Annotated in this window: 17 protein-coding genes; 8 read left to right on the plus strand and 9 right to left on the minus strand. The window is 71.8% G+C overall.

What is annotated here, in order from left to right:
• The 3 genes from ACQPWZ_RS14510 to ACQPWZ_RS14520 all read right to left on the minus strand — a co-directional run bounded on the left by ACQPWZ_RS14510 (position 1) and on the right by ACQPWZ_RS14520 (position 1,914).
• Positions 1 to 720: a peptidase gene (locus tag ACQPWZ_RS14510; RefSeq protein WP_433571536.1), complete on the minus strand. Its 720-nt coding sequence runs from the start codon at positions 718 to 720 to the stop codon at positions 1 to 3.
• 175 nt (positions 721 to 895) lie between these two features.
• Positions 896 to 1,387 carry an ATP-binding protein gene (locus ACQPWZ_RS14515; protein WP_340473463.1) on the minus strand — a complete coding sequence of 164 codons (492 nt, stop codon included), beginning with the start codon at positions 1,385 to 1,387 and terminating at the stop codon, positions 896 to 898.
• Between the two features lie 158 nt (positions 1,388 to 1,545).
• Complete coding sequence (locus ACQPWZ_RS14520) at positions 1,546 to 1,914, minus strand: STAS domain-containing protein (RefSeq protein ID WP_340473464.1); 369 nt, start codon at positions 1,912 to 1,914, stop codon at positions 1,546 to 1,548.
• 328 nt (positions 1,915 to 2,242) lie between these two features.
• Between ACQPWZ_RS14520 and ACQPWZ_RS14525 the strand changes: the two genes are divergently transcribed.
• The 3 genes from ACQPWZ_RS14525 to ACQPWZ_RS14535 all read left to right on the plus strand — a co-directional run bounded on the left by ACQPWZ_RS14525 (position 2,243) and on the right by ACQPWZ_RS14535 (position 6,674).
• Positions 2,243 to 3,136 carry an RNA polymerase sigma factor SigF gene (locus ACQPWZ_RS14525; RefSeq protein WP_356705572.1) on the plus strand — a complete coding sequence of 298 codons (894 nt, stop codon included), beginning with the start codon at positions 2,243 to 2,245 and terminating at the stop codon, positions 3,134 to 3,136.
• Positions 3,137 to 3,256: 120 nt separating this feature from the next.
• On the plus strand, positions 3,257 to 4,489 hold the full coding sequence (locus ACQPWZ_RS14530; protein ID WP_433571537.1) for a DegT/DnrJ/EryC1/StrS family aminotransferase: 1,233 nt from the start codon (positions 3,257 to 3,259) through the stop codon (positions 4,487 to 4,489).
• Positions 4,482 to 6,674, plus strand: coding sequence for a lipopolysaccharide biosynthesis protein (locus tag ACQPWZ_RS14535; protein WP_433571538.1), 2,193 nt, complete (start codon positions 4,482 to 4,484; stop codon positions 6,672 to 6,674). The genes ACQPWZ_RS14530 and ACQPWZ_RS14535 overlap by 8 nt, the downstream gene beginning before the upstream one ends.
• Here ACQPWZ_RS14535 and ACQPWZ_RS14540 read toward each other — a convergent pair.
• From ACQPWZ_RS14540 to ACQPWZ_RS14565, 6 genes are all read right to left on the minus strand, one after another.
• On the minus strand, positions 6,649 to 7,734 hold the full coding sequence (locus tag ACQPWZ_RS14540; protein ID WP_433573819.1) for a glycoside hydrolase family 26 protein: 1,086 nt from the start codon (positions 7,732 to 7,734) through the stop codon (positions 6,649 to 6,651). The genes ACQPWZ_RS14535 and ACQPWZ_RS14540 overlap by 26 nt on opposite strands.
• Before the next feature lie 26 nt (positions 7,735 to 7,760).
• Positions 7,761 to 8,162 (minus strand): hypothetical protein, encoded by a 402-nt coding sequence (locus tag ACQPWZ_RS14545; protein WP_356705556.1) that lies wholly within the window; start codon positions 8,160 to 8,162, stop codon positions 7,761 to 7,763.
• A complete protein-coding gene (locus ACQPWZ_RS14550) occupies positions 8,159 to 10,087 on the minus strand; it encodes a hypothetical protein (protein ID WP_433571539.1) in 1,929 nt (642 codons plus the stop codon). Before ACQPWZ_RS14550 ends, ACQPWZ_RS14545 begins: the two co-directional genes overlap by 4 nt.
• 188 nt (positions 10,088 to 10,275) lie before the next feature.
• On the minus strand, positions 10,276 to 11,067 hold the full coding sequence (locus tag ACQPWZ_RS14555) for a polysaccharide deacetylase family protein (RefSeq protein WP_433571540.1): 792 nt from the start codon (positions 11,065 to 11,067) through the stop codon (positions 10,276 to 10,278).
• A gap of 17 nt (positions 11,068 to 11,084) precedes the next feature.
• Positions 11,085 to 12,383, minus strand: a complete 1,299-nt coding sequence (locus tag ACQPWZ_RS14560; RefSeq protein WP_433571541.1) for a glycosyltransferase — start codon at positions 12,381 to 12,383, stop codon at positions 11,085 to 11,087.
• Between the two features lie 31 nt (positions 12,384 to 12,414).
• Positions 12,415 to 13,500, minus strand: a complete 1,086-nt coding sequence (locus ACQPWZ_RS14565) for a GNAT family N-acetyltransferase (RefSeq protein WP_340473471.1) — start codon at positions 13,498 to 13,500, stop codon at positions 12,415 to 12,417.
• Between the two features lie 323 nt (positions 13,501 to 13,823).
• On the opposite strand from ACQPWZ_RS14565, the gene ACQPWZ_RS14570 reads away from it, so the two are divergent.
• Genes ACQPWZ_RS14570 through ACQPWZ_RS14590 form a run of 5 tightly spaced genes read left to right on the plus strand, consistent with a single transcriptional unit; the run spans position 13,824 to position 18,048 of the window.
• A complete protein-coding gene (locus ACQPWZ_RS14570; protein ID WP_433571542.1) occupies positions 13,824 to 15,287 on the plus strand; it encodes an ATP-binding protein in 1,464 nt (487 codons plus the stop codon).
• Positions 15,284 to 15,730, plus strand: coding sequence for a roadblock/LC7 domain-containing protein (locus tag ACQPWZ_RS14575; protein ID WP_313945935.1), 447 nt, complete (start codon positions 15,284 to 15,286; stop codon positions 15,728 to 15,730). Before ACQPWZ_RS14570 ends, ACQPWZ_RS14575 begins: the two co-directional genes overlap by 4 nt.
• A complete protein-coding gene (locus ACQPWZ_RS14580; RefSeq protein ID WP_340473472.1) occupies positions 15,727 to 16,086 on the plus strand; it encodes a DUF742 domain-containing protein in 360 nt (119 codons plus the stop codon). The genes ACQPWZ_RS14575 and ACQPWZ_RS14580 overlap by 4 nt, the downstream gene beginning before the upstream one ends.
• Positions 16,064 to 16,720: a GTP-binding protein gene (locus tag ACQPWZ_RS14585; RefSeq protein WP_433571543.1), complete on the plus strand. Its 657-nt coding sequence runs from the start codon at positions 16,064 to 16,066 to the stop codon at positions 16,718 to 16,720. The genes ACQPWZ_RS14580 and ACQPWZ_RS14585 overlap by 23 nt, the downstream gene beginning before the upstream one ends.
• Positions 16,717 to 18,048, plus strand: a complete 1,332-nt coding sequence (locus ACQPWZ_RS14590) for a cytochrome P450 (RefSeq protein WP_340473474.1) — start codon at positions 16,717 to 16,719, stop codon at positions 18,046 to 18,048. Before ACQPWZ_RS14585 ends, ACQPWZ_RS14590 begins: the two co-directional genes overlap by 4 nt.
• The last annotated feature ends 14 nt before the right edge of the window (positions 18,049 to 18,062 follow it).

Below are 18,062 nucleotides of genomic sequence, written 5' to 3' on the forward strand. Positions count from 1 at the left end.
TCAGCCCGCGGTCCGCCGGCCACCGCGCCGGGTCAGCCACAGCACGCCGGCCGCCCCGGACAGCAGTACCGTCCCGCCGAGCGTGCCGAGTGCCGTCGCGGAGTCCAGCGGGCCGGTCCGGGGCAGTTCGTCGCCGCCGGACGGTGTGGCCTGCGAGTTCGACCCGGAGCCGCCGTCCGATCCCGAGCCGCCGTTCGCCCCGGAGCCGCCGCCGGCCGCCGTGACGTCCAGTTCGAGGGAGGGCCGCGGATTGTTCTTGGGCGTACAGGTCGTCGTCGTACCGAGTGCCTTGATCGTCAGGACCCCGGCGGTGAAGGTGACCTTCCCGCTCTTCTTCGGGGTGTACGTGCCCGACAAGTCACTGATCTTGATGGGGGTGTTGGCGGGGATCGCCGCCGCGTTGGACGCGCCGGACACCGAGACCGTCCCCTCACCCGCCCCGCCCACCTTGATGAGCGCGCTGGGGTTCATCGCGCCCTTGCCCAGTTCCACGGGACTGGAGGAGACGCCCTTCTGGAAGGACATGGTCAGCCGGTAGCCGCCGCCGCTCTTCACCGCCTTGATGTCGATCGGCGAGACCGCGCCCTTGGGGCCGATCGGCGTCTGACACTGGTAGTCGACGTCCACGACGGTGGCGTGTGCGGCGGGGGCGGCCATGAGCACCACCGGTCCCGCCACCGCAGCCGCCAGCGCGAGTGCCGTCCGTTTCTGGTACCTCACCTCAAGTCCCCTCGGCCGGAAGTCGCCATAAGTTACTGACGACACATCAGATCGGGCGCTCAAGGTACGCCTGGGACCTTGGGGAGGGAAGACAAAGAGCACGCCGTATTGACGTGCTCCACAAGAGATTCAAAAACGTGCCGGTGCACCCGGGCGAACCAGGAGGGCGCCGCCCCTAGGACGGGGCCGCGAGCTCCGCCCACACGGTCTTGCCGGCCGATTCCGGTGTGCGGACGACCCCCCAGTCCAGACAGAGCCGCTGGACGATGAACATGCCGTGGCCGCCGGGCCGTCCGGCGCGGTGAGGGGTGCGGGGCGCGGGCTGGCCGCCGCCGCGGTCGGTGACTTCGAGGCGCAGCACCTTGCCGTCGCTGGCGACCTTCAGCTGCTCCGGGCCGTCGGCGTGCAGGCAGGCGTTGGTGACCAGTTCGGAGACGACGAGGAGGACGTCCTCGGCGGCGGCCCGCCGGTCGGCCGTGGCCGCGGGGAGCCAGCCCCAGTCGTACAGCGCCTGACGCGTGAAATCACGGGCGAGGGGAACGATCCCGCTGGCCGAGCCCAGGGCAAGAGTGCGCACCGGGGCGCCGGGAACCGCGGAGGCAGCGCCGGTGGCGCCTTCGGGCTCGGGGCCGAGGTCGCCCGGCGGCTGCTGCCGGGTGGTGCTCATCAGCGCTTCACCTCACCGATTCACCATTTCGCTAGTGCTTCCATACGCAGAGTGCCGGGTGGCCGACGGTCTGCGGGGTTCTCCTGCCCTGCCGACTCGTGACAACACGTACTACGCCGACAGCGGATTGTCCGACACGGACGACAGGGGTCTGCGTCTCAGTCGGCGAGAGCCGCTTCGAGCGACTCGTGGACGGTGAAGACCGCCTCGGCACCGGTGATTTCCAGCACCCTCGCCACCACCGGCAGCAGTCCCGCCAGGTGGACCCCTCCGCCGGCCGCGTCCGCCTGCAGCCTCGCGGCCAGCAGGACGTTCAGACCCGTGGAGTCACAGAACTCCAGCTCCGAACAGTCGATGACCAGTCGTGAGCGCCCTCGGGCGAGCGCCTCCTCCAGGGGAGTGCGCAGCAAATCGGCGGTGTGGTGATCCAACTCACCCGCCGGTTTCACTACCTCACTTCGGCCCTCGGTCCGAACCTCGACCTGAAGCCGGCCCCGATTCGCGCTGCCGACCGTCCCGCGGTCCATGCCCGTCCCTCTTCGCCGTGTCGTTCACCGTGTCATCACTGGGCGCACGCCGCGCACTGCCGCTCCGCACGCCGTACCGCACCCAGCATCATCGCGCCGTCGGGCGACGGCGCGACCTCGGCGGAAGACTACGCCTTCCTTACGCCACGGAGCCACCGGAACTCCCTGGCAAATCCGACATACGGGATAATTGACACTTGCAACTGCCCCTGGGGAGCGGGTAGGCCTAGTACAGACACAACGACCCACGACCGGCTTTGGAGGCGCCGCACACCGCAGCGCATGTATGGGCTTCGGCGGCCATACGCCGAGAACGATGGAGGAGACCATGTCACCCCGGCTCGACGCTTCGCGTACCCCCACCGCGCCGTCGACACTTCCCGAGACCACCGGCGACTCGTCCCGGCCCCTCGAAGGCCTGGAGGATCTCCCTGAGATCCCGCCCTTCGACCAAGTGGGCCCGCTGGACGCACGAGCGCTGTCCAAGACGCTCTTCGGGCGCCTCGAAGGCCTCGAAGAAGGCACGCACGAGCACGCGTACGTACGCAACACGCTCGTCGAACTGAACCTGGCGCTCGTCAAGTTCGCCGCCTCCCGGTTCCGCTCCCGCAGCGAGCCGATGGAGGACATCATCCAGGTCGGCACCATCGGCCTGATCAAGGCGATCGACCGCTTCGAACTCAGCAGAGGCGTGGAGTTCCCCACCTTCGCCATGCCGACCATCGTCGGCGAGATCAAGCGCTTCTTCCGTGACACCAGCTGGTCGGTGCGGGTGCCGCGCCGGCTCCAGGAGTTGCGTCTCGACCTCGCGAAGGCGGGCGACGAACTCTCCCAGCGCCTGGACCGCGCGCCGACGATCGACGAACTCGCCACCGCGCTCGGCATCGGGCGGGACGAGGTCGTCGAGGGCATGGCCGCGAGCAACGCGTACACCGCGAGCTCGCTGGACGCCCAGCCCGAGGAGGACGACTCCGAGGGAGCGCTCGCGGACCGCATCGGCTACGAGGACCACGGACTCGAAGGCATCGAGTACGTCGAGTCGCTGAAGCCGATGATCGCAAGCCTTCCCCCACGGGACCGTAAAATCCTCTCCCTCCGTTTCGTCGCCAACATGACGCAGTCGGAGATCGGCGAGGAGCTCGGAATCTCGCAGATGCACGTGTCCCGGCTGCTCTCCCGCACCCTGGTCAAGCTCCGGAAGGGCCTGACGCTCGACGAGTGAGAGCGCACCCGCCGAAACGACCTGCGAAGGGCCCATTCCTCAAGGAATGGGCCCTTCCCCGTTATTGACGGGGCCATCCTGATTGGTCCACATTGAGCGCGGGGTAAATGGGGGGACAACATGGCTCTTGGGGAGGGCTGTCCTGCGGCGTACGCACCACTGGAAGAACTGATGCGCCGGCGTCTGGGCAGGGAATGTCTGTATGTACCGTCATGCCGTCTCGGGCTCTATCTGGCGCTGCGCCATTGGTGCCGGCCCGGCGGCCGGGTGCTGATGTCACCCGTCAACGACGACGTGATCTTCTTCGTGGTGCTCGCGGCCGGTCTGCGGCCGGTGCAGGCACCGCTGCGTGCCGAGGACGGCTCGATCGACGTCGCGGCCGTGCCCGATGCCGCGTGGCAGGGGCTGTCCGCGGTGCTCACCACCAATCTGTACGGCAACCCCGACCAGGCTCCCGGACTGCGCGAGCACTGCGACCGGCTGGGTATCCCCCTGCTGGAGGACGCGGCGCACGCCATCGGCAGCGTGGTCGGCGGGCAGCCGGTCGGGACCTTCGGCGAGGCCTCCGTCTTCAGCCTCTCCAAGCACACCGGCGCCAGGACCGGCGGATTCCTCGCGATCGCCGATCCGTCCCTGCGGTCCGCGCTGGAGCGGGCCCGCGACGAGCTGATGGAACCCGCGGGATCGGTGGCGGAGCTGGCCTACGGGCTGAGACCCTACGCCGAGGCCGCCGTGCGGGGGCTCCGGCTCGTCGGGGCGGCCCGCGCCACCCTGCGGCTGACCGGGCGGCAGGAGCGTGAGGGCATACGGATGGCACTGCGGCCCGGCGAACTGGAGCAGGCACTGACCGCCGCACCCGCTCTCGCGGACTTCACCTCCTGGATACGCGTGGACATGCACGACTACCGGCTCGCACCCGGCCCGCTGCGGCTGCGCCGCACCCAGCGGCTGCTGAGCCGCCTCGACGGGCTGCTCGATGCGTACCGGGCCGGGGTCCGCACCCTGTCCGCCTCCCGCTGGGCGCTGCCGCGGCCCGGACCCGTCCAGCCGCTGTTCCGGGTGCCGCTGTTCGTCGGGGACCGTGACGCCGCCGTCGCCGCGCTCGCCCGGCGCCGGATCACCGTCGGCTACCTCTACGACCCGCCGCTCGACACCTACGCGGGGCCGCACTTCACCGACCCGTCGCCCGCGCCGCAGGGGGCGGCCTGGTTCGCGCGCCACGCGCTGCCCGTCGATCCCCTGCGGGCCGACACGGTGCTGGAGGTCCTCGACGAGCTGGGCAGCCGTCCCGTGCGGCCGCCGGCCCGCATCGTGGCGGCACAGCCCGCCATGCAGGGCGGGACCGGTGTCTGACACCACCCGACTGCGGAAGCCGCGGTCCGAGGACTCCGCCGTTCCCGAAGCGCCCGAGACGGACCGGACGGACGCGGCGCCGGCGGACGCAAGCAGCGGCGACTCGATGTTCCGCAACGCCTACGCGCTGATGCTCTCCACCGGTGTCTCCGCGGCTCTCGGCCTCGGTTTCTGGCTCGTCTCGGCCCGCTACTACACCGAGGAGGCCGTCGGCCAGGGCTCCGCGGCCATCGCCGCGATGCGCCTGCTGTCCTCCATCACGGCGACCACGATGATCGGCGCGGTGGTGCGCTACGTCCCCCGCGCCGGGCGCGCCACCGGACCGCTGGTGTGGCGGGCCTATGCGCTCAGCTCGCTCGTGGTGTGCGTGGCCTCGGTCGTCTTCCTGCTCACCCTCGACCTGTGGGGCCCGTCGTACGCGCCGCTCGGCGGCCTCGGGCCCGGGATCTTCTTCGTGGCCGCCTGTGTCGGCTGGGCGCTGCTGACGCTTCAGGACGGGGTGCTCACCGGGCTGCGCAGGGCCTTCTGGGTGCCCGTGGGCAACGCCGTGTTCTCCATCGGCAAGCTGCTGCTGCTCGCCGTGTTCGCGACGACACTGCCCGTGCTGGGCATCTTCGTCTCCTGGGGCGCGGCCATCGCTCTGTCGGTGCTGCCGCTGGCCTGGCTGATCTTCCGCCGGCTCATCCCCCGGCAGGCCGCGGCCGACCGCGACCGCGAGCCGCCGAAGGCGAGGGAGATCGGGCGGTTCCTGGCCGGCGACTCGGTGGGGTCACTGTTCTCGCTGGCGATGATCAACCTGCTGCCGGTGATGGTCGCCGTCCGCTTCGACGCCACGCACAACGGCTTCTTCTACATCGCGTACACCGTCGGCGGCACGATGGAGTTCATGGCCATCAACATGGCCTCCTCGCTGACCGCGCACGCCTCGCACAGCCCCGAGACCCTCGCGGCGGGGGTCCGCGGGGCGCTGCGGCGGATGACCGTGCTGCTCGTGCCGGTCGTGATCTTCCTGGTGGTCTTCGCCCCGCAGATCCTCGCCCCCTTCGGTGAGGAGTACGCCACCCACGGCACGACGGTCCTGCGCCTCCTCGCGGCCGCCGCGCTCCCGCGCGTGGCGGTCGAGCTCTACATCGGCGTCCTGCGGGTCCAGGGACGCACGGGCGTGCTCGCGGTCCTCCAGGGCATGATGTGCGCCCTCGTGCTGGGCAGCGCGGCCGTGCTGCTGACGCCCGTCGGCATCGCCGGCGCGGGCTGGGCCATGCTGCTGTCGATGACGCTGATGGCCGTGGTGTCGGCGCCGGGGCTGCGTGCCGCGCTGTCGGGCAGCGACCCGAAGCCCTCCCGGTTCGCCCGGCTGCTGCGCACCCGGCGCGGCGCGGAGCAGCAGGAGTACGGGACCGAGTGGGCCCGCAGGGCCGCCGAGCGCCGGGAGCGCGCGGCCCTGGAGGAGCGGGAGTACGGCGCCCGCCCGACCTATGTGTCGAGCGGACACGACACGGCGACGCCCGCGTTCGGCTTCCCGGTGTACGTCCCCGAGCCCGCGGACGAACGGCCGCCCGCGGCCGACGGGGAGGACCGGCTGACCCAGTGGCTGTGGCTGTGGCTCGGGATGGCCGCCGGGCTCTTCTGGGTGCCGCTCGCCCGCGCCGAGGACCTCGGCCGGCGCCATCTGCACGACGGTGAACTGCTCGACGCGCTGCCCCCGGTCACGCTCACCGCGGGCATTCTGCTGGTCGTGGTGTACGTCGCCGCCGTCGCGCTCCAGCGGCCCCGGCCGGTGCTGACGGGCACGGTCCTCGTGGTGACGGTCGCCGCGCTGCACACCGCGCCCCTGCTGCTGGGCATCCGGCCGGAGCCGGCGGCCGGCTCGTGGTTCGGGGCGTACGCGGACTTCCTCGCGGAGGCGGCCGGACTGGACAGTCCCGCCGGTGTGCTGTCCACGCTGCCTGTCGTCGTCCAGCTGCTCTGCCTCGGGCTCGCCGCGGCGGCCCTGCGCACGGCGGGCGCGGACGGACGGGTCATCGCGGTCGTGGTGTGGCTGCTGGCCGTCGCCGGGTGGGCGGCACAGGACGCCGTGGCCGGGGCGGCGCAGCCGGTGTTCGCGGGATTCGCTGGGCTCTACGCGGCCACGGCGCTGTGGGCCGCCCTGCGCCGGGCGGTCAGCGGGTCGGGACCGGCTGTCTGAACCAGCTGTCGAGGCCGGCCTCGCGGTAACCCGCGAGCGCCGGTCCTTCGTTGACCGTGAGGTCGCACCTGCGCTCCTCGGACGTCGGCCGGTTCCAGTGGACCATCGCCTTCACCCGCGGCATCGTCCGGATGACCTCGGGGATCTCGGTGTACCAGCCGCGCTGCCGGTCGGCGTCGGCCAGGTCGGGCGCGGTGGCGAACTCCGCCATCATCAGCGGCTTCTTCGCGGAGATGTTCTCCAGCAGCCAGTCGTAGGTGGGCCGTTGGCTGTCCTCGAAGGTCTTCCAGTCGGTGGTGTCGTGGCAGCCGAAGTAGTTGTACTGGTCCATGCCGATCCAGTCGACGTAAGAGTCGCCGGGGTAGAGCTGCTTCATCACCTCGGCGCTGCCCAGATATCCGGAGACCGTCCACACCCAGACGACGTTGTCGGCGCCGAGCTCCTGGAACCGCTGGTACAGATGCCGGTAGGCGGCGACGTACTCGGCGGGGGTGCCCGCGCCCTCCTTGATCCGCGCGTCGACCTCCTGGTCGAAGGAGAAGAGGACCTTCTTCCCGTACGCCTTGAGACGGCGGATCTGCGGGTCGATGATCTCCTTGTCGTGCTTGCCGGAGGCGATGTTCTTCCAGCCGAGCTGGGTCTCCGTGTAGTTCTCGTGATGGCGCTCGGTCCACACCGTGGACTCCCAGGCCAGCATGAGCATGCGCTCCCTGCCGAGCTGCTGCTCGTCCTCGGTGAGGAGTTCACCGTCGACCTTGTTGCCCGACATGTCGTGGTAGGTGTAGACGAGGTCCAGCTTGCGGCCGATCTTCTTCTCGAACGCGAGGACCGGTTCGGCGAGAGAGCCGTCCTCGTCGTACGGAATGTAGGCCCCCCACCAGGCACCGCACCCCGGGACCAGCCGCTCGTCGGGGGCGCAACTCCCCGTCGGGGACACGCCGGACGCGGCGTCGGCCGGCAGATCCCCGCCCTTCCCGGACGTCGTGCCCGCGTCCCCGCCCCAGACGGCGATCCCGGCGACGAGCAGCGCCACGACCATCAGGACTGCGGCGGTGTACATCTGCCCGCGCGGCACGGCGCGCCCCTTCACCGGTCACCCGTCGCGGGCTTGCGTTTCACTCGCTCGGCCGCCCCCTGGGTGGCGGCGGGCAGTGGCAGCCCGGGCAGCGCGGCGACAACGGTCGCGAACGCGGCGAGCGACACCATGAACGCCGTACCCGAGAACGCCTCGACCAGGAACAGCGAGGTGGCGGTCAGCACACCCAGCGACAGACTGATCGGGGCCGCCAGCGCGAACGCCTCCAGCCGGGCGCCCGACCGCAGCCGGGCGGGCTGCGGATGGAGCACGGCGAACCCCGGCCCGAAGCAGACGAAGAGCAGCGCCGGGATCCAGCGCAGCGGCGAACCGCCGGGCAGCGCTGTCGCCGCGAGGGCCACCCAGCCGGAGAGGGCCACCGCCACTCTGAGCCGGTGCTCTTCCAGCTTCATCGGCCGGTCCCCCCGCTTCCTGTCCCGGGGCCTTGCGGCCGGTATTCCAGTACGACGCCGTACGGATGCTCCTCCACGACCCTGAACAACGGTGATGCCTCCAGGCGCGAACGCAGCGTGGCGAAGCCGCCGGCCGGGAGCAGTCCCTCGCCGGCGCTGTAGATGTCCTGCGTCCGGGTGAGCAGGACGAAGGCCTCGGTGCCGCGGGGGATGCCCGCGGCCAGATAGCCCGCCGGATCCTTCAGCATCTTCTCGTTCTCCGGGAGTTCCTGCTCGGCGAAGAACCAGTGCTCCACCTGGTCGTAGTGGTGCAGCGCCTGCGGGAACGAGCCGGTGGTGGCGAGCAGCAGCGCGCCCTTCGGAGCCCGGTCGATGGCACGGGTGACCATCGCCGTCTCGGCGGGCGGCGTGTAGTACATCCTCTCCTTGCCGTAGTACGACGGCAGGAATCCCACGACCAGCGCCACCAGCACCGCGGGGAGCGCCACCGCCGTGACCCGGCGGCGGACCAGATGGACCCGGCCGGCCGGTCTGCGCAGGCCGGCGACGGGCGGGACGAGCGCGGCGGCCGCGAAGAACGCCGCACCCGGGAGCCCGAAGAGGTAGACGCGGAACAGCATTTCGCCGCCGTAGTCGTTGACGGCGAACAGCGGCACGGGAGCGGCCGACACGAGCAGCAGCGGCAGTGCGCTGCGGGTCAGCTTGCGCCGCGTCAGCACCGCGATGCCCGCGAGCGCGGCCACCGCCAGCACCATCAGCACATTGGCGAGTCCCGCCAGCTCCGGCCCCGGGCCGGTGAGCTCACCGGCGTACCCCGCGCGGGAGTTCTGCATCAGCTCGCCGAGCGAGTCGCGCAGGGTGCGCAGGGTCTCGAGGAACAGTGGCCGCCCCATCGTCAGGTCCCAGACCAGCATGAGCAGCCCGGCGACGGCCAGGAGCCCCCAGTTGCGGTAGCGGCGGGTGAGCGTGAGGGCGAGCAGCGAGGCGCACAGCATCACCGGCGTGAGCTGGTGGGAGGCGTTGATGGCGACGATGAGCGGGGCGAGGATCGCGATGCAGACGGCCCGCTGGCGTACCCCGGTGGGGGGCGGCACCGGGGCCGCCACCGGATCCAGACAGGTGCGGTCGCGCAGCCTGCCCGCCGAGCCGGGGCGCACGAAGTGCCGCAGCACCACGGCCAGCACGGTCAGATGCAGCAGGAACGCGAAGCCCTGCGGGGCCAGATAGTCCTGCCCGACCCAGTTGGCCACCTGGAAGATCCAGACGGCGGTCCACACCATCCGCCAGTCCTCGGTGAAGGTGCGGTAGATCAGGATCAGTACGGGCATGACCAGCAGGCCGAGCACGATCGGCGCCCAGTTGAGATAGGCGGCCGCGCTCTCCACCCCGAAGATCCGCACCAGGGCGGCGTTGAGGGAGAAGAATCCCGGCCACTGGTCGTACGCCGACATGTTGCCGGAGAGGGCGGCCCCAGGCCGCAGTTCACCGTTCGCCAGCAGTTGGTTGATGACCGCGTCGTGCTTGGACGCCCAGGGATAGCGCACCGAGTCGTACAGCACGGCGGGCGCCGCCTTGAGCGCGAAGAGCAGCGCGACGCAGTAGGCGGCGGGCCACCAGGGTGCGGTTCCGGCGCGGCGCAGACTGAACAGGAAGCCGCAGGTCAGCACCAGCAGCGACAGATGGAAGGCGATGGGCAGCCGGTCGAGCAGGCCGTAGTCGCCCATCGTGCGGAATCCGATGCGCGGCAGAGCGAACAGCCACAGACAGACGCCGGTCAGCAGCGGCAGCCAGGTGAGCAGGAGATCCGGCCGGAGCAGGTCCGGGGGTGTCCTGCTGGTGGTCCGGGCCGCGTCGGCGGGCGGCGGGCCCTGTGCCGTCTCCAGGGCGGGCGACGGCACGCTGCGCCCGGTGAGCGGTGCAGGCATGCGTAGGCGCACAGTGCGACTCCCCCCACGAAATGTGGTCGCGGCCGTCACGCCGCTTGTCCCTTCGGCGAAGTATAGAAAGAGATTTCGCGTTTGCGTGGCTCTTCCGGATTCTTGTCCGCCGCTTCTGCCGCCGGTCCGCGAACCGCTCCGCCGCTTGCCGGGCGCCGGTCCGTGGACGCGTCCGGCTACCCCGCGAAGACCGGCCCCCTGACCGTCGCGCGGGCCCGGCGGTAGAGCCGCCAGCCCACCGTCTTGAACGAGTCGGGGAACGGCGCGACCGGTGCGCCGCGGCCCTCCATCCACTCCTCGACGTCGGCCGTCGTGTGGGTACGGCGCAGGATCAGCCGGGAGATGCGGTAGGCCTCGTCGGTCTCCGAGCTCAGCGCGTGCCGGACGGCCACCGCCGAGGCGTAGCCCTCGCGCAGCGCGGCCCGGCGCACCGCCCGGCTGTTGTAGCCGTGCGGATAGGCGAGATGGGTCACCTCGTGGCCGAGCACGTCCTCCAGCACCCTTCTGGGCTCGCGTAGTTCACGCCGCAGCTCCGACCGCGACAGCGTGTCCAGCTGCGGGTGGGTGACCGTGTGGGCGCCCACCTCCATGCCGTGCCGCACCAGCAGCGGCACCTGCGCGAGCGTCATCATCGGCGCCGGCGGCAGCAGCGAGTGCCGGCCCGGGGTGATGGCACCGGTGGTGAGATACGCGGTGGAGGGCAGCGACCGGGCGGCGAGTGCCTCGGCGGTCGGACCCGGCAGATCGGCGAAGCCGTCGTCGAAGGTGAGGACGACGGGCCGGTCGGGCAGCGGCCCGTCGCCCGCGAGAGCGCGGACGAGCGTCCCGATCGTGACCGGGGTGCGGCCGCTCGCCACGACGGCGTCGAGCTGCGCCTCGAAGTCCTTCGGGGTGACGGTGAACTCCGCGATCCAGTCCGGCGGATCGTCCATGACGGCGTGGTAGAGCAGTACGGGAATGCGTGGCATCGTCGCGCCACCGCCTTTCATCGGTTGTCGCGGTCCCACGGCAGCGGTACGCCACGGACCCGGCGGCGCGCCCTGGCGTACCCGAAGGGGCCCGCCAGCATGCCGCGGCGCTCCAGCCGCGAGAGATGGCGCGGCCAGGGGTGGTCCTGGGCGCCGTGCGCCCCCGGCACGACGGCGCCTTCGGAGTCGCGGTGCGCGGTGATGGTGCGGGCGTGGGCGAGGCCCCGGGGAAGTTTCCGCAGCAGCGCGGGAAGCAGCGCGGGGCGCCGCACCAGCAGGGCGGTGAGATACGCGGTGAGGCCGGCCCCGTATCCGTACGCCTGGTTCGTCAGGTCCCGCCAGGTCTCCCGGTGGTGGTGCCAGACCAGGGCCTCGGGGGTGTAGCGCAGCCGGTGCCCGGCGGCGAGGACGCTCACGAAGGCGTAGAGGTCGTCGCCTCCCCGGGCGGGGGTGCCGGTGCCGGTCGCCGGGTCGAAGCCGCCGATCGCGCGCAGTGCCGACGCCCGGAAGGCCATGTTGGCGCCGGAGCCGAAGCTGCCCGCGGTGAACGGGAACAGCGGTTCGTCCGCGGGCGGGTCGGCCGGGTCGTAGGTCCGGGGCGCGAAGCCCTTGGCGAAGCCGCCGTGGCTCTCCAGCAGGATCTGCGCGGGGGTGCCGAGCTTCGCGGGCAGGATCAGGCCGGTCGTGCAGCCGAGGCCGGGGTCGGCCGCGAAGGGCGCGGTGAGGGCGGAGAGCCACTGCCGGTCGGCGACGACGTCGTCGTCGGTGAAGGCGATGACCTCGCCCTCGGCGACCGCGACACCGCGGTTGTGGGCGATCGCGAGACCGGGCACGGCCTCGCGGGCGTAGCGGACGCGGTCGGCGTACTTGTGCTCGACCAGGTCCTGGGTGGCTCCGGTGACGGGCGCGTTGTCGACGACGACGATCTCGAAGCCGGGGTGGTCCTGCACGAGCAGCGAGTCGAGCGCGCGGGCGAGCTGATCGGCGCGCTCGCGGGTCGCGATGACGACACTGACCCGCGGTGGCGGACCGTCCGCCGGGCCCGCGGTGCGGTCGTCCCCGGCCGGGCGGGTCCCCTTCAGGTGTGCGTGGGCGGCCGCCGCCACCGTGGTCGCGGGGTCCTCGCCCGGCGGGACATGGCAGACGATCGTGGCGACCGGGCGGCCGCGCAGCCGGACCAGGGCGTAGACGTCCCCGTCGGCTGCGGGCTCTGCCGCCTCCAGCGCGGGGCCGAAGCTCAGCACGGCGCCCTCGGGGCCGTCCAGGTCCAGTTCGGTGACCTGGATCGGCGGCAACTGCGGTACGTGGGTGTCCATCGTTCTTCCTTGCTTCCGAGTGCTCCCGCTGTCAGTGGCCCCGCAGCCGGGCCAGCCGGTTCAGCGCCGACCGGCCGTATCCGGCGAGCCTGGGCCTGCTGCGGACGAAGCTGTGGGCGCGGCGGCCGGGCTCACGGCTGATGCGGTACAGCGCGGCCCGCGGTCCCGGACGGACGGACGAGCCTTCCTGGACCAGCAGTTCGCAGGTGCGCAGCGCGTCCTTGTACTCCGCGTCGCCGCGGCCGAGGTCGAGCATCCCGATCCCCTCCGCCGCCGCCGACTCGGCCATCCGCAGATGCAGGATCAGCCCCGGTGAGTACTTGGCGAACTCCGGGTCGTAGGCCGGGAACCAGCAGGACAGCACCGTCCTCGACCGCAGACCGACGTGCGCGGCGACCGGCCGGTCCGCGGCGTAGAGCACGGAGAGCACTCCGGAGCAGCCGGGCGTCCGTGTCTCGTGGAGGTCGCGCACCAGGGTGCTGATCCAGTCCTTGGCGAACCGGTCGCGGCGGCCCGTCCTGCGGTACTGCGCGGACTTCCATTCCATGAGCCGGCGCAGCGCGGCCGGATCACGCTCGTCGAAGACGAAGCGCACCTCGCCCGCCTGCCGGCCGAGCCTGCGCTCCTTGGCCAGGGTGGTCTTGAGGAACTTGGGCGAACGGGCCCGCAGACCCTCCTCGTACACCTCGTATCCCGTGCCGACGTCGATGACCGGGGAGGCGAACTCCTCCGCCGCTCCGGGCGAGAACAGCGGCTGGCCCGCTTCGAGGTTGTCGAACTCCCAGGCGGACAGCCGGCAGGCCCGCAGCAGCTCGCGGGCCGTGATCTCCAGGCCGGGGCGCAGGATCGCGCCCTGGCAGTCGGACACTCCCAGTCCGATCGCCCGGCCGTGGCCGAGCGGACCGCGCTCGTGGGGGAAGAAGCCGGCCGGCTCCCCGTCCTCACGCAGTACGGCCACTCTGGCGTCCGGCCGCACCCGGCCGACGGCCAGGGTGAACTCCGGCTCCATGAAGGGGTTGGCGGGCATGCCGGTCTTGGCACGCAGCTCACGCCAGGCCTCCGTCTCCCCCTCCTCCAGCTCCTCCGGCTTCACGACATGAATGCGTACACCGCTCAACTCGACCCCCCGGCCGTTCCCCTGGAACTTCCCCGCACAGGACGCTACCGGTCGAAATGCGCCCAGGACAGGGAGCATCACCCATCTTGTGACGGAGTTGTGCAGTTCCAGGCCGTGAGGTTATGTGCGGTGTTCGAGTGACGGGCGGGCTTGTGCACCAATGTGGCGGGAGTTGGCCAACTGTCCTTCGAACGGGACCGGTTGATCGTAGGATCTGACTGCTCCCGACCCCCCTAGGGAGCTTTGTGTGTCCTGGAAGGGCTCAGCTCCGTGATCGTGATCAACGTCGTGGTCTGCAAAGACGCCGATTCGAGGTCGTCGTGGTGAGCCGGGCGGGCGCCGGGCCGGGGGTGTGGTGGCCCGTCGCGTTGATCGTCGCCGCCGCAGGAGCGGCGCTCACCGGCCGGGCCGCGGCCGACGCCGAGTGGCGGCAGATCCTGGCCGGCGGCTGCGCCGCCGTCGCGGTGCTGGTGATCGCCTGGGCCGTGATGCTGTCGCGGCAGCTGGCGCTGGAGCGGGCGGGACGCGACCTCGACCGGCGCACCGCGGCCGCCCGCGGCGCCGAGATCGCCCACCTCGCGGCGGTCCGGCTGCCCGCGATCACCGAGCGGCTGCGCACGGGCCAGCGGCTGGACACCGTGCCGGGCCCGCTCGCACCCGCCGCCCACACCGGCGAGGAGTTCGCCCGTGCACTGACGGCCGTGGTCGGCGCGCTCGGCTCGGACGACGCCGTGCGCCGCGAACGGGCACTGCGGGACTCCGTCCAGGCGGCCTTCGAGTCGGTCGCCCGCAACATGCACGCCATGGCCACCGTCCAGCAGCAGGTGCTCGACCGCGTCGAGCAGACCATCGACGACCCGCGGCTGATGGCCGAGGTCATGAAGGCCGACCACGCGGCGGCCCAGATGACCCGCAAGTCGCAGACCCTGCTGGTGATGTGCGGCATCTGGCCGGCCCGGCGCGAGACCCGGCCGGTCTCGCTCTACGACTGCGTGCGCGGCGCACAGTCCCGGATCGTGGAGTTCGGCCGGATCGACGTGCACGGCGGCCAGACGCTCTACGTCGTACCGCCCGCGGTCGAGGGCCTGATGCACGCCGTCGCCGAACTCCTGGAGAACGCCACGGTGTTCTCCCCCTCCCGCACCCAGGTCGTCGTCACGGTCCGCGAGGTGGGCGCCGGCGCCGTGGTGGAGATCGACGATGCCGGGCTCGGCATGCCGCCGGACGTGCTCCACCAGGCCCAGGCCCGGCTGCGCGAGGAGATGGACCTGGCGAACCTCGGCGCCGTGCCGCGCCTCGGTCTCGCCTGCGTCGGGCGCTGGAGCCGGGAGCTCGGCTTCAAGGTGGAACTGACGGGAGCGTCCGCGTACGGCGGCACCCGTGCGGTGACCTTCGTGCCGTACCGGCTGCTGACCGAGCCGCTGTCGCACTTCTCCGGCGTCACCGACCTCACCGACCGCGGCTCCGTCTCCGTGGCCCGGGCCGACCGGCCCGGCACCCACACGTCGCCGCACGGCACCGCTCAACAGGCAGCCCTCCAGGGGCATGCCGCGCCGGGGGCGCTGCCCCGCCGGCGCAGCCGCCGCGGCGCCGCCGTGGAGGCCGCCGCCCAACAGGCTCTTCAGGCACCGCCGCCCGCCCCGGCCGCACCCGACGGTCCCGCCTGGACCCCGGAGGCCGCTCGGGCGTCGATCGCCAGTGTGGTCTCCGGCTCGCGCCGCGGGCGCGCGGCCGTGGAGGACACCACAACCGATCCGTACGACGAAAGCGATGGAGGCCGGCCGTGACCGGGACCATAACCAGACTTCCCGACCTGGGCTGGATGCTGCGACCGCTGACCGAGATCCCGGGCGTCCGGCACGCGGTGGTGGTCTCCGAGGACGGGCTGCGTCTCGGACACGCCTCTGCGGAGAACCTCTCGGGGCCCGTCGCCTCGCTCAGCGTGGGTGAGGCCGAGGCGCTCTCCGCGGCGTGCGCGGCGATGACGATGACCGGACGCTCCACCGCCGCGCTGCTGTTCGGCGGCGGCGCCGGGGTCCGCCAGCTGATGCTGGAGTCCGAGCACGGTTTCGTGCTCTTCACCCACGCGGGAGTGGGCGCGCATCTGGGCGTGGCCACCGACCCGAGTGCCGATGTCGGACTGGTCGCCCAGCAGATGCAGTTGCTGGTCGCGAAGATCGGCGCCCACCTGGCCAGCCAGCCGCGGGATCCGGTGACCGATTCGTCATGACCGACCGCCCGGAGGAACGGACCACATCGGCGGTACGCCCGTACGTGATCACAGGGGGCCGTTCGGACGGCGGCGGTGAGCCGCTGTCCTGGGAGACCCTCGTGATGGCCACGGACGCCGCCTTTCCCGCGTCCCTCCAGCCGGAGCACCACATGATCCTGGCCCACTGCCAGGGACTGCTGTCGGTCGCCGAGGTGGCGGCCCACCTCGGCCAGCCGCCCTCGGTCGTCCAGGTACTGCTGTCCGATCTCGTCGAGTGGGGACTGATCGTGGTCCGCCCGCCCGTCCCGCCGGCCGAACGCACCGATGTGACCATGCTCAGAAAGGTCCTCCATGGCCTCGAAAGCCGTCTCTGACGCCCCGGGCCGGGCGCCGGGCGCCGCAGCGGGACACCCGGGCCCGCCCCCGGTCGCACAGCCGGGCAAGTACGTCACCCCCAGCGTCGCGGGCGCCGCGAAGATCCTCGTCGTCGGACCGCTGGGGGTCGGCAAGACGACCCTCATCGGCACGGTCTCGGAGATCGCACCGCTGTCGACCGAGGCGATGATGACGCGGGCCGGGGCCCGCGTCGACACCCACGTCCACAGCGGCAAGACGACCACCACCGTCGCCCTGGACTTCGGCCGGATGACGATCGACGGCGATCTGGTGCTCTATCTGTTCGGCACCCCGGGCCAGCCGCGTTTCCTGCCCGCCTGGCGGGACCTCGCCAAGGGCTCGCTCGGCGCGCTGGCCCTGGTCGACACCCGTGATCTGGAGGCGTCCTTCGACGCCCTCGGCAATCTGGAGGACCTCGGGCTGCCGTTCGCCGTCGCCGTCAATCTCTTCCCGGAAAGCCCGCAGCACGACGAGAAGGAACTGCGGGCGGCGCTCGACCTGCTCCCCGAGACCCCGCTGGTCACCTGTGACGCCCGGGACACCCGCTCGTCGGTCGGAGCGCTGATCGCTCTGGTCGGCCACCTCATCAACGCCGCCACGGAGTCGTCATGACCCTCCCGCCCCCGCCCACCGGCACCTCCCGTCCGCCGGCCGGCGGGCGCTGCCCGGTGGCCACCCCGCTGTACGGCCCGGACCTCGACGGCGACACCATGCCCGCCTTCTACGAGAAGCTGCGCCGCGAACACGGCCCGGTGGCGCCGGTGACCATCGCACCCGGCATGCAGGCCTGGCTGGTGCTCGGCCACCGCGAACTGCTCCGGCTCACCCGCGAGGAGCAGGACTTCTCGCACGACCCGCGCCGCTGGACCCTGCTGCGCGAGGGCCGGGTCCCGCTCGACTCACCGATCATGCCGATGGTCGGCTGGCGGCCCGCGCTGCTGTTCACCGACGGACAGCAGCACCGCCGGATGCGCTCCGCCGTCTCCCACGCACTCGCCTGCATCAACGGGCACGAACTGCGCCGCAGCGTACGGGCCACCGCCGAGCGGCTGATCGCCTCCTTCGCCGACCGCCACGAGGCGGACCTGGTGCCGCACTACGCGCGCAAGCTGCCGCTCCAGGTCATCACCGGCCTGCTCGGCCTGGACGAACGGACCGGCCAGCAGCTGGTGCAGGCGATCGCCGGGATGGTCGCCGCCAACGCGGACTCCGTCAACGCCGCCCAGCGCATGAACACGATCCTCCAGGGCCTCATCGAGGAGAAGCGGCGCAGACCCGGCAACGACGTCACCTCGTCCCTGCTGCACCACCCGGCCCGTCTCACCGACGAGGAGGTGCTGCACAACCTCGTGGTGATGTTCGTGGCCGGCAATCAGACCACCGTCAACTGGATCGCGACCACGCTGCGCATCCTGCTGTGCGACCCGGCCTTCCGCTCCTCGCTCACCGGCGGGCATCTGAGCGTCGACGACGCGCTCGACCTGGTGCTGTGGCGCTACCCGCCGACGCAGAACTTCCCCGCCCGCTACGCCACCCGGGACCTGGAGTTCGGCGGCCAGCACATCCGCACCGGCGACATGCTCCTCCTCGGTCTCGCGGGAGCCAACCAGGATCCCGAGGTCCTGCCGCCCGACGGTGTCCCGGTGACCGGCAACCGTTCGCATCTGGCGTTCGGCGCCGGTCCGCACACCTGCCCGGCGCAGGACCCGGCCCGGCTGATCACCCGTACCGCCGTGGACACCATCCGGCACCGGCTGCCCGATCTGGAGCTGGCCGTACCGGAGTCGGACCTGGGGTGGATCAAGTCGCCCTGGAGCAAGGGGCTCGCGGCGTTGCCGGTGCGGTTCACCGAGCCCCAGCTGCCGCAGGCCGCGACGTCCCACGCCGCGGAGCAGCAGGCCTTCTCGCAGACCTTCCCGCAGTCAGGAGAGCCCCGTTGAACACCTCCCCCAGC

This window comes from Streptomyces sp. CA-251247, assembly GCF_050952975.1.
Taxonomy (GTDB): domain Bacteria; phylum Actinomycetota; class Actinomycetes; order Streptomycetales; family Streptomycetaceae; genus Streptomyces; species Streptomyces achmelvichensis.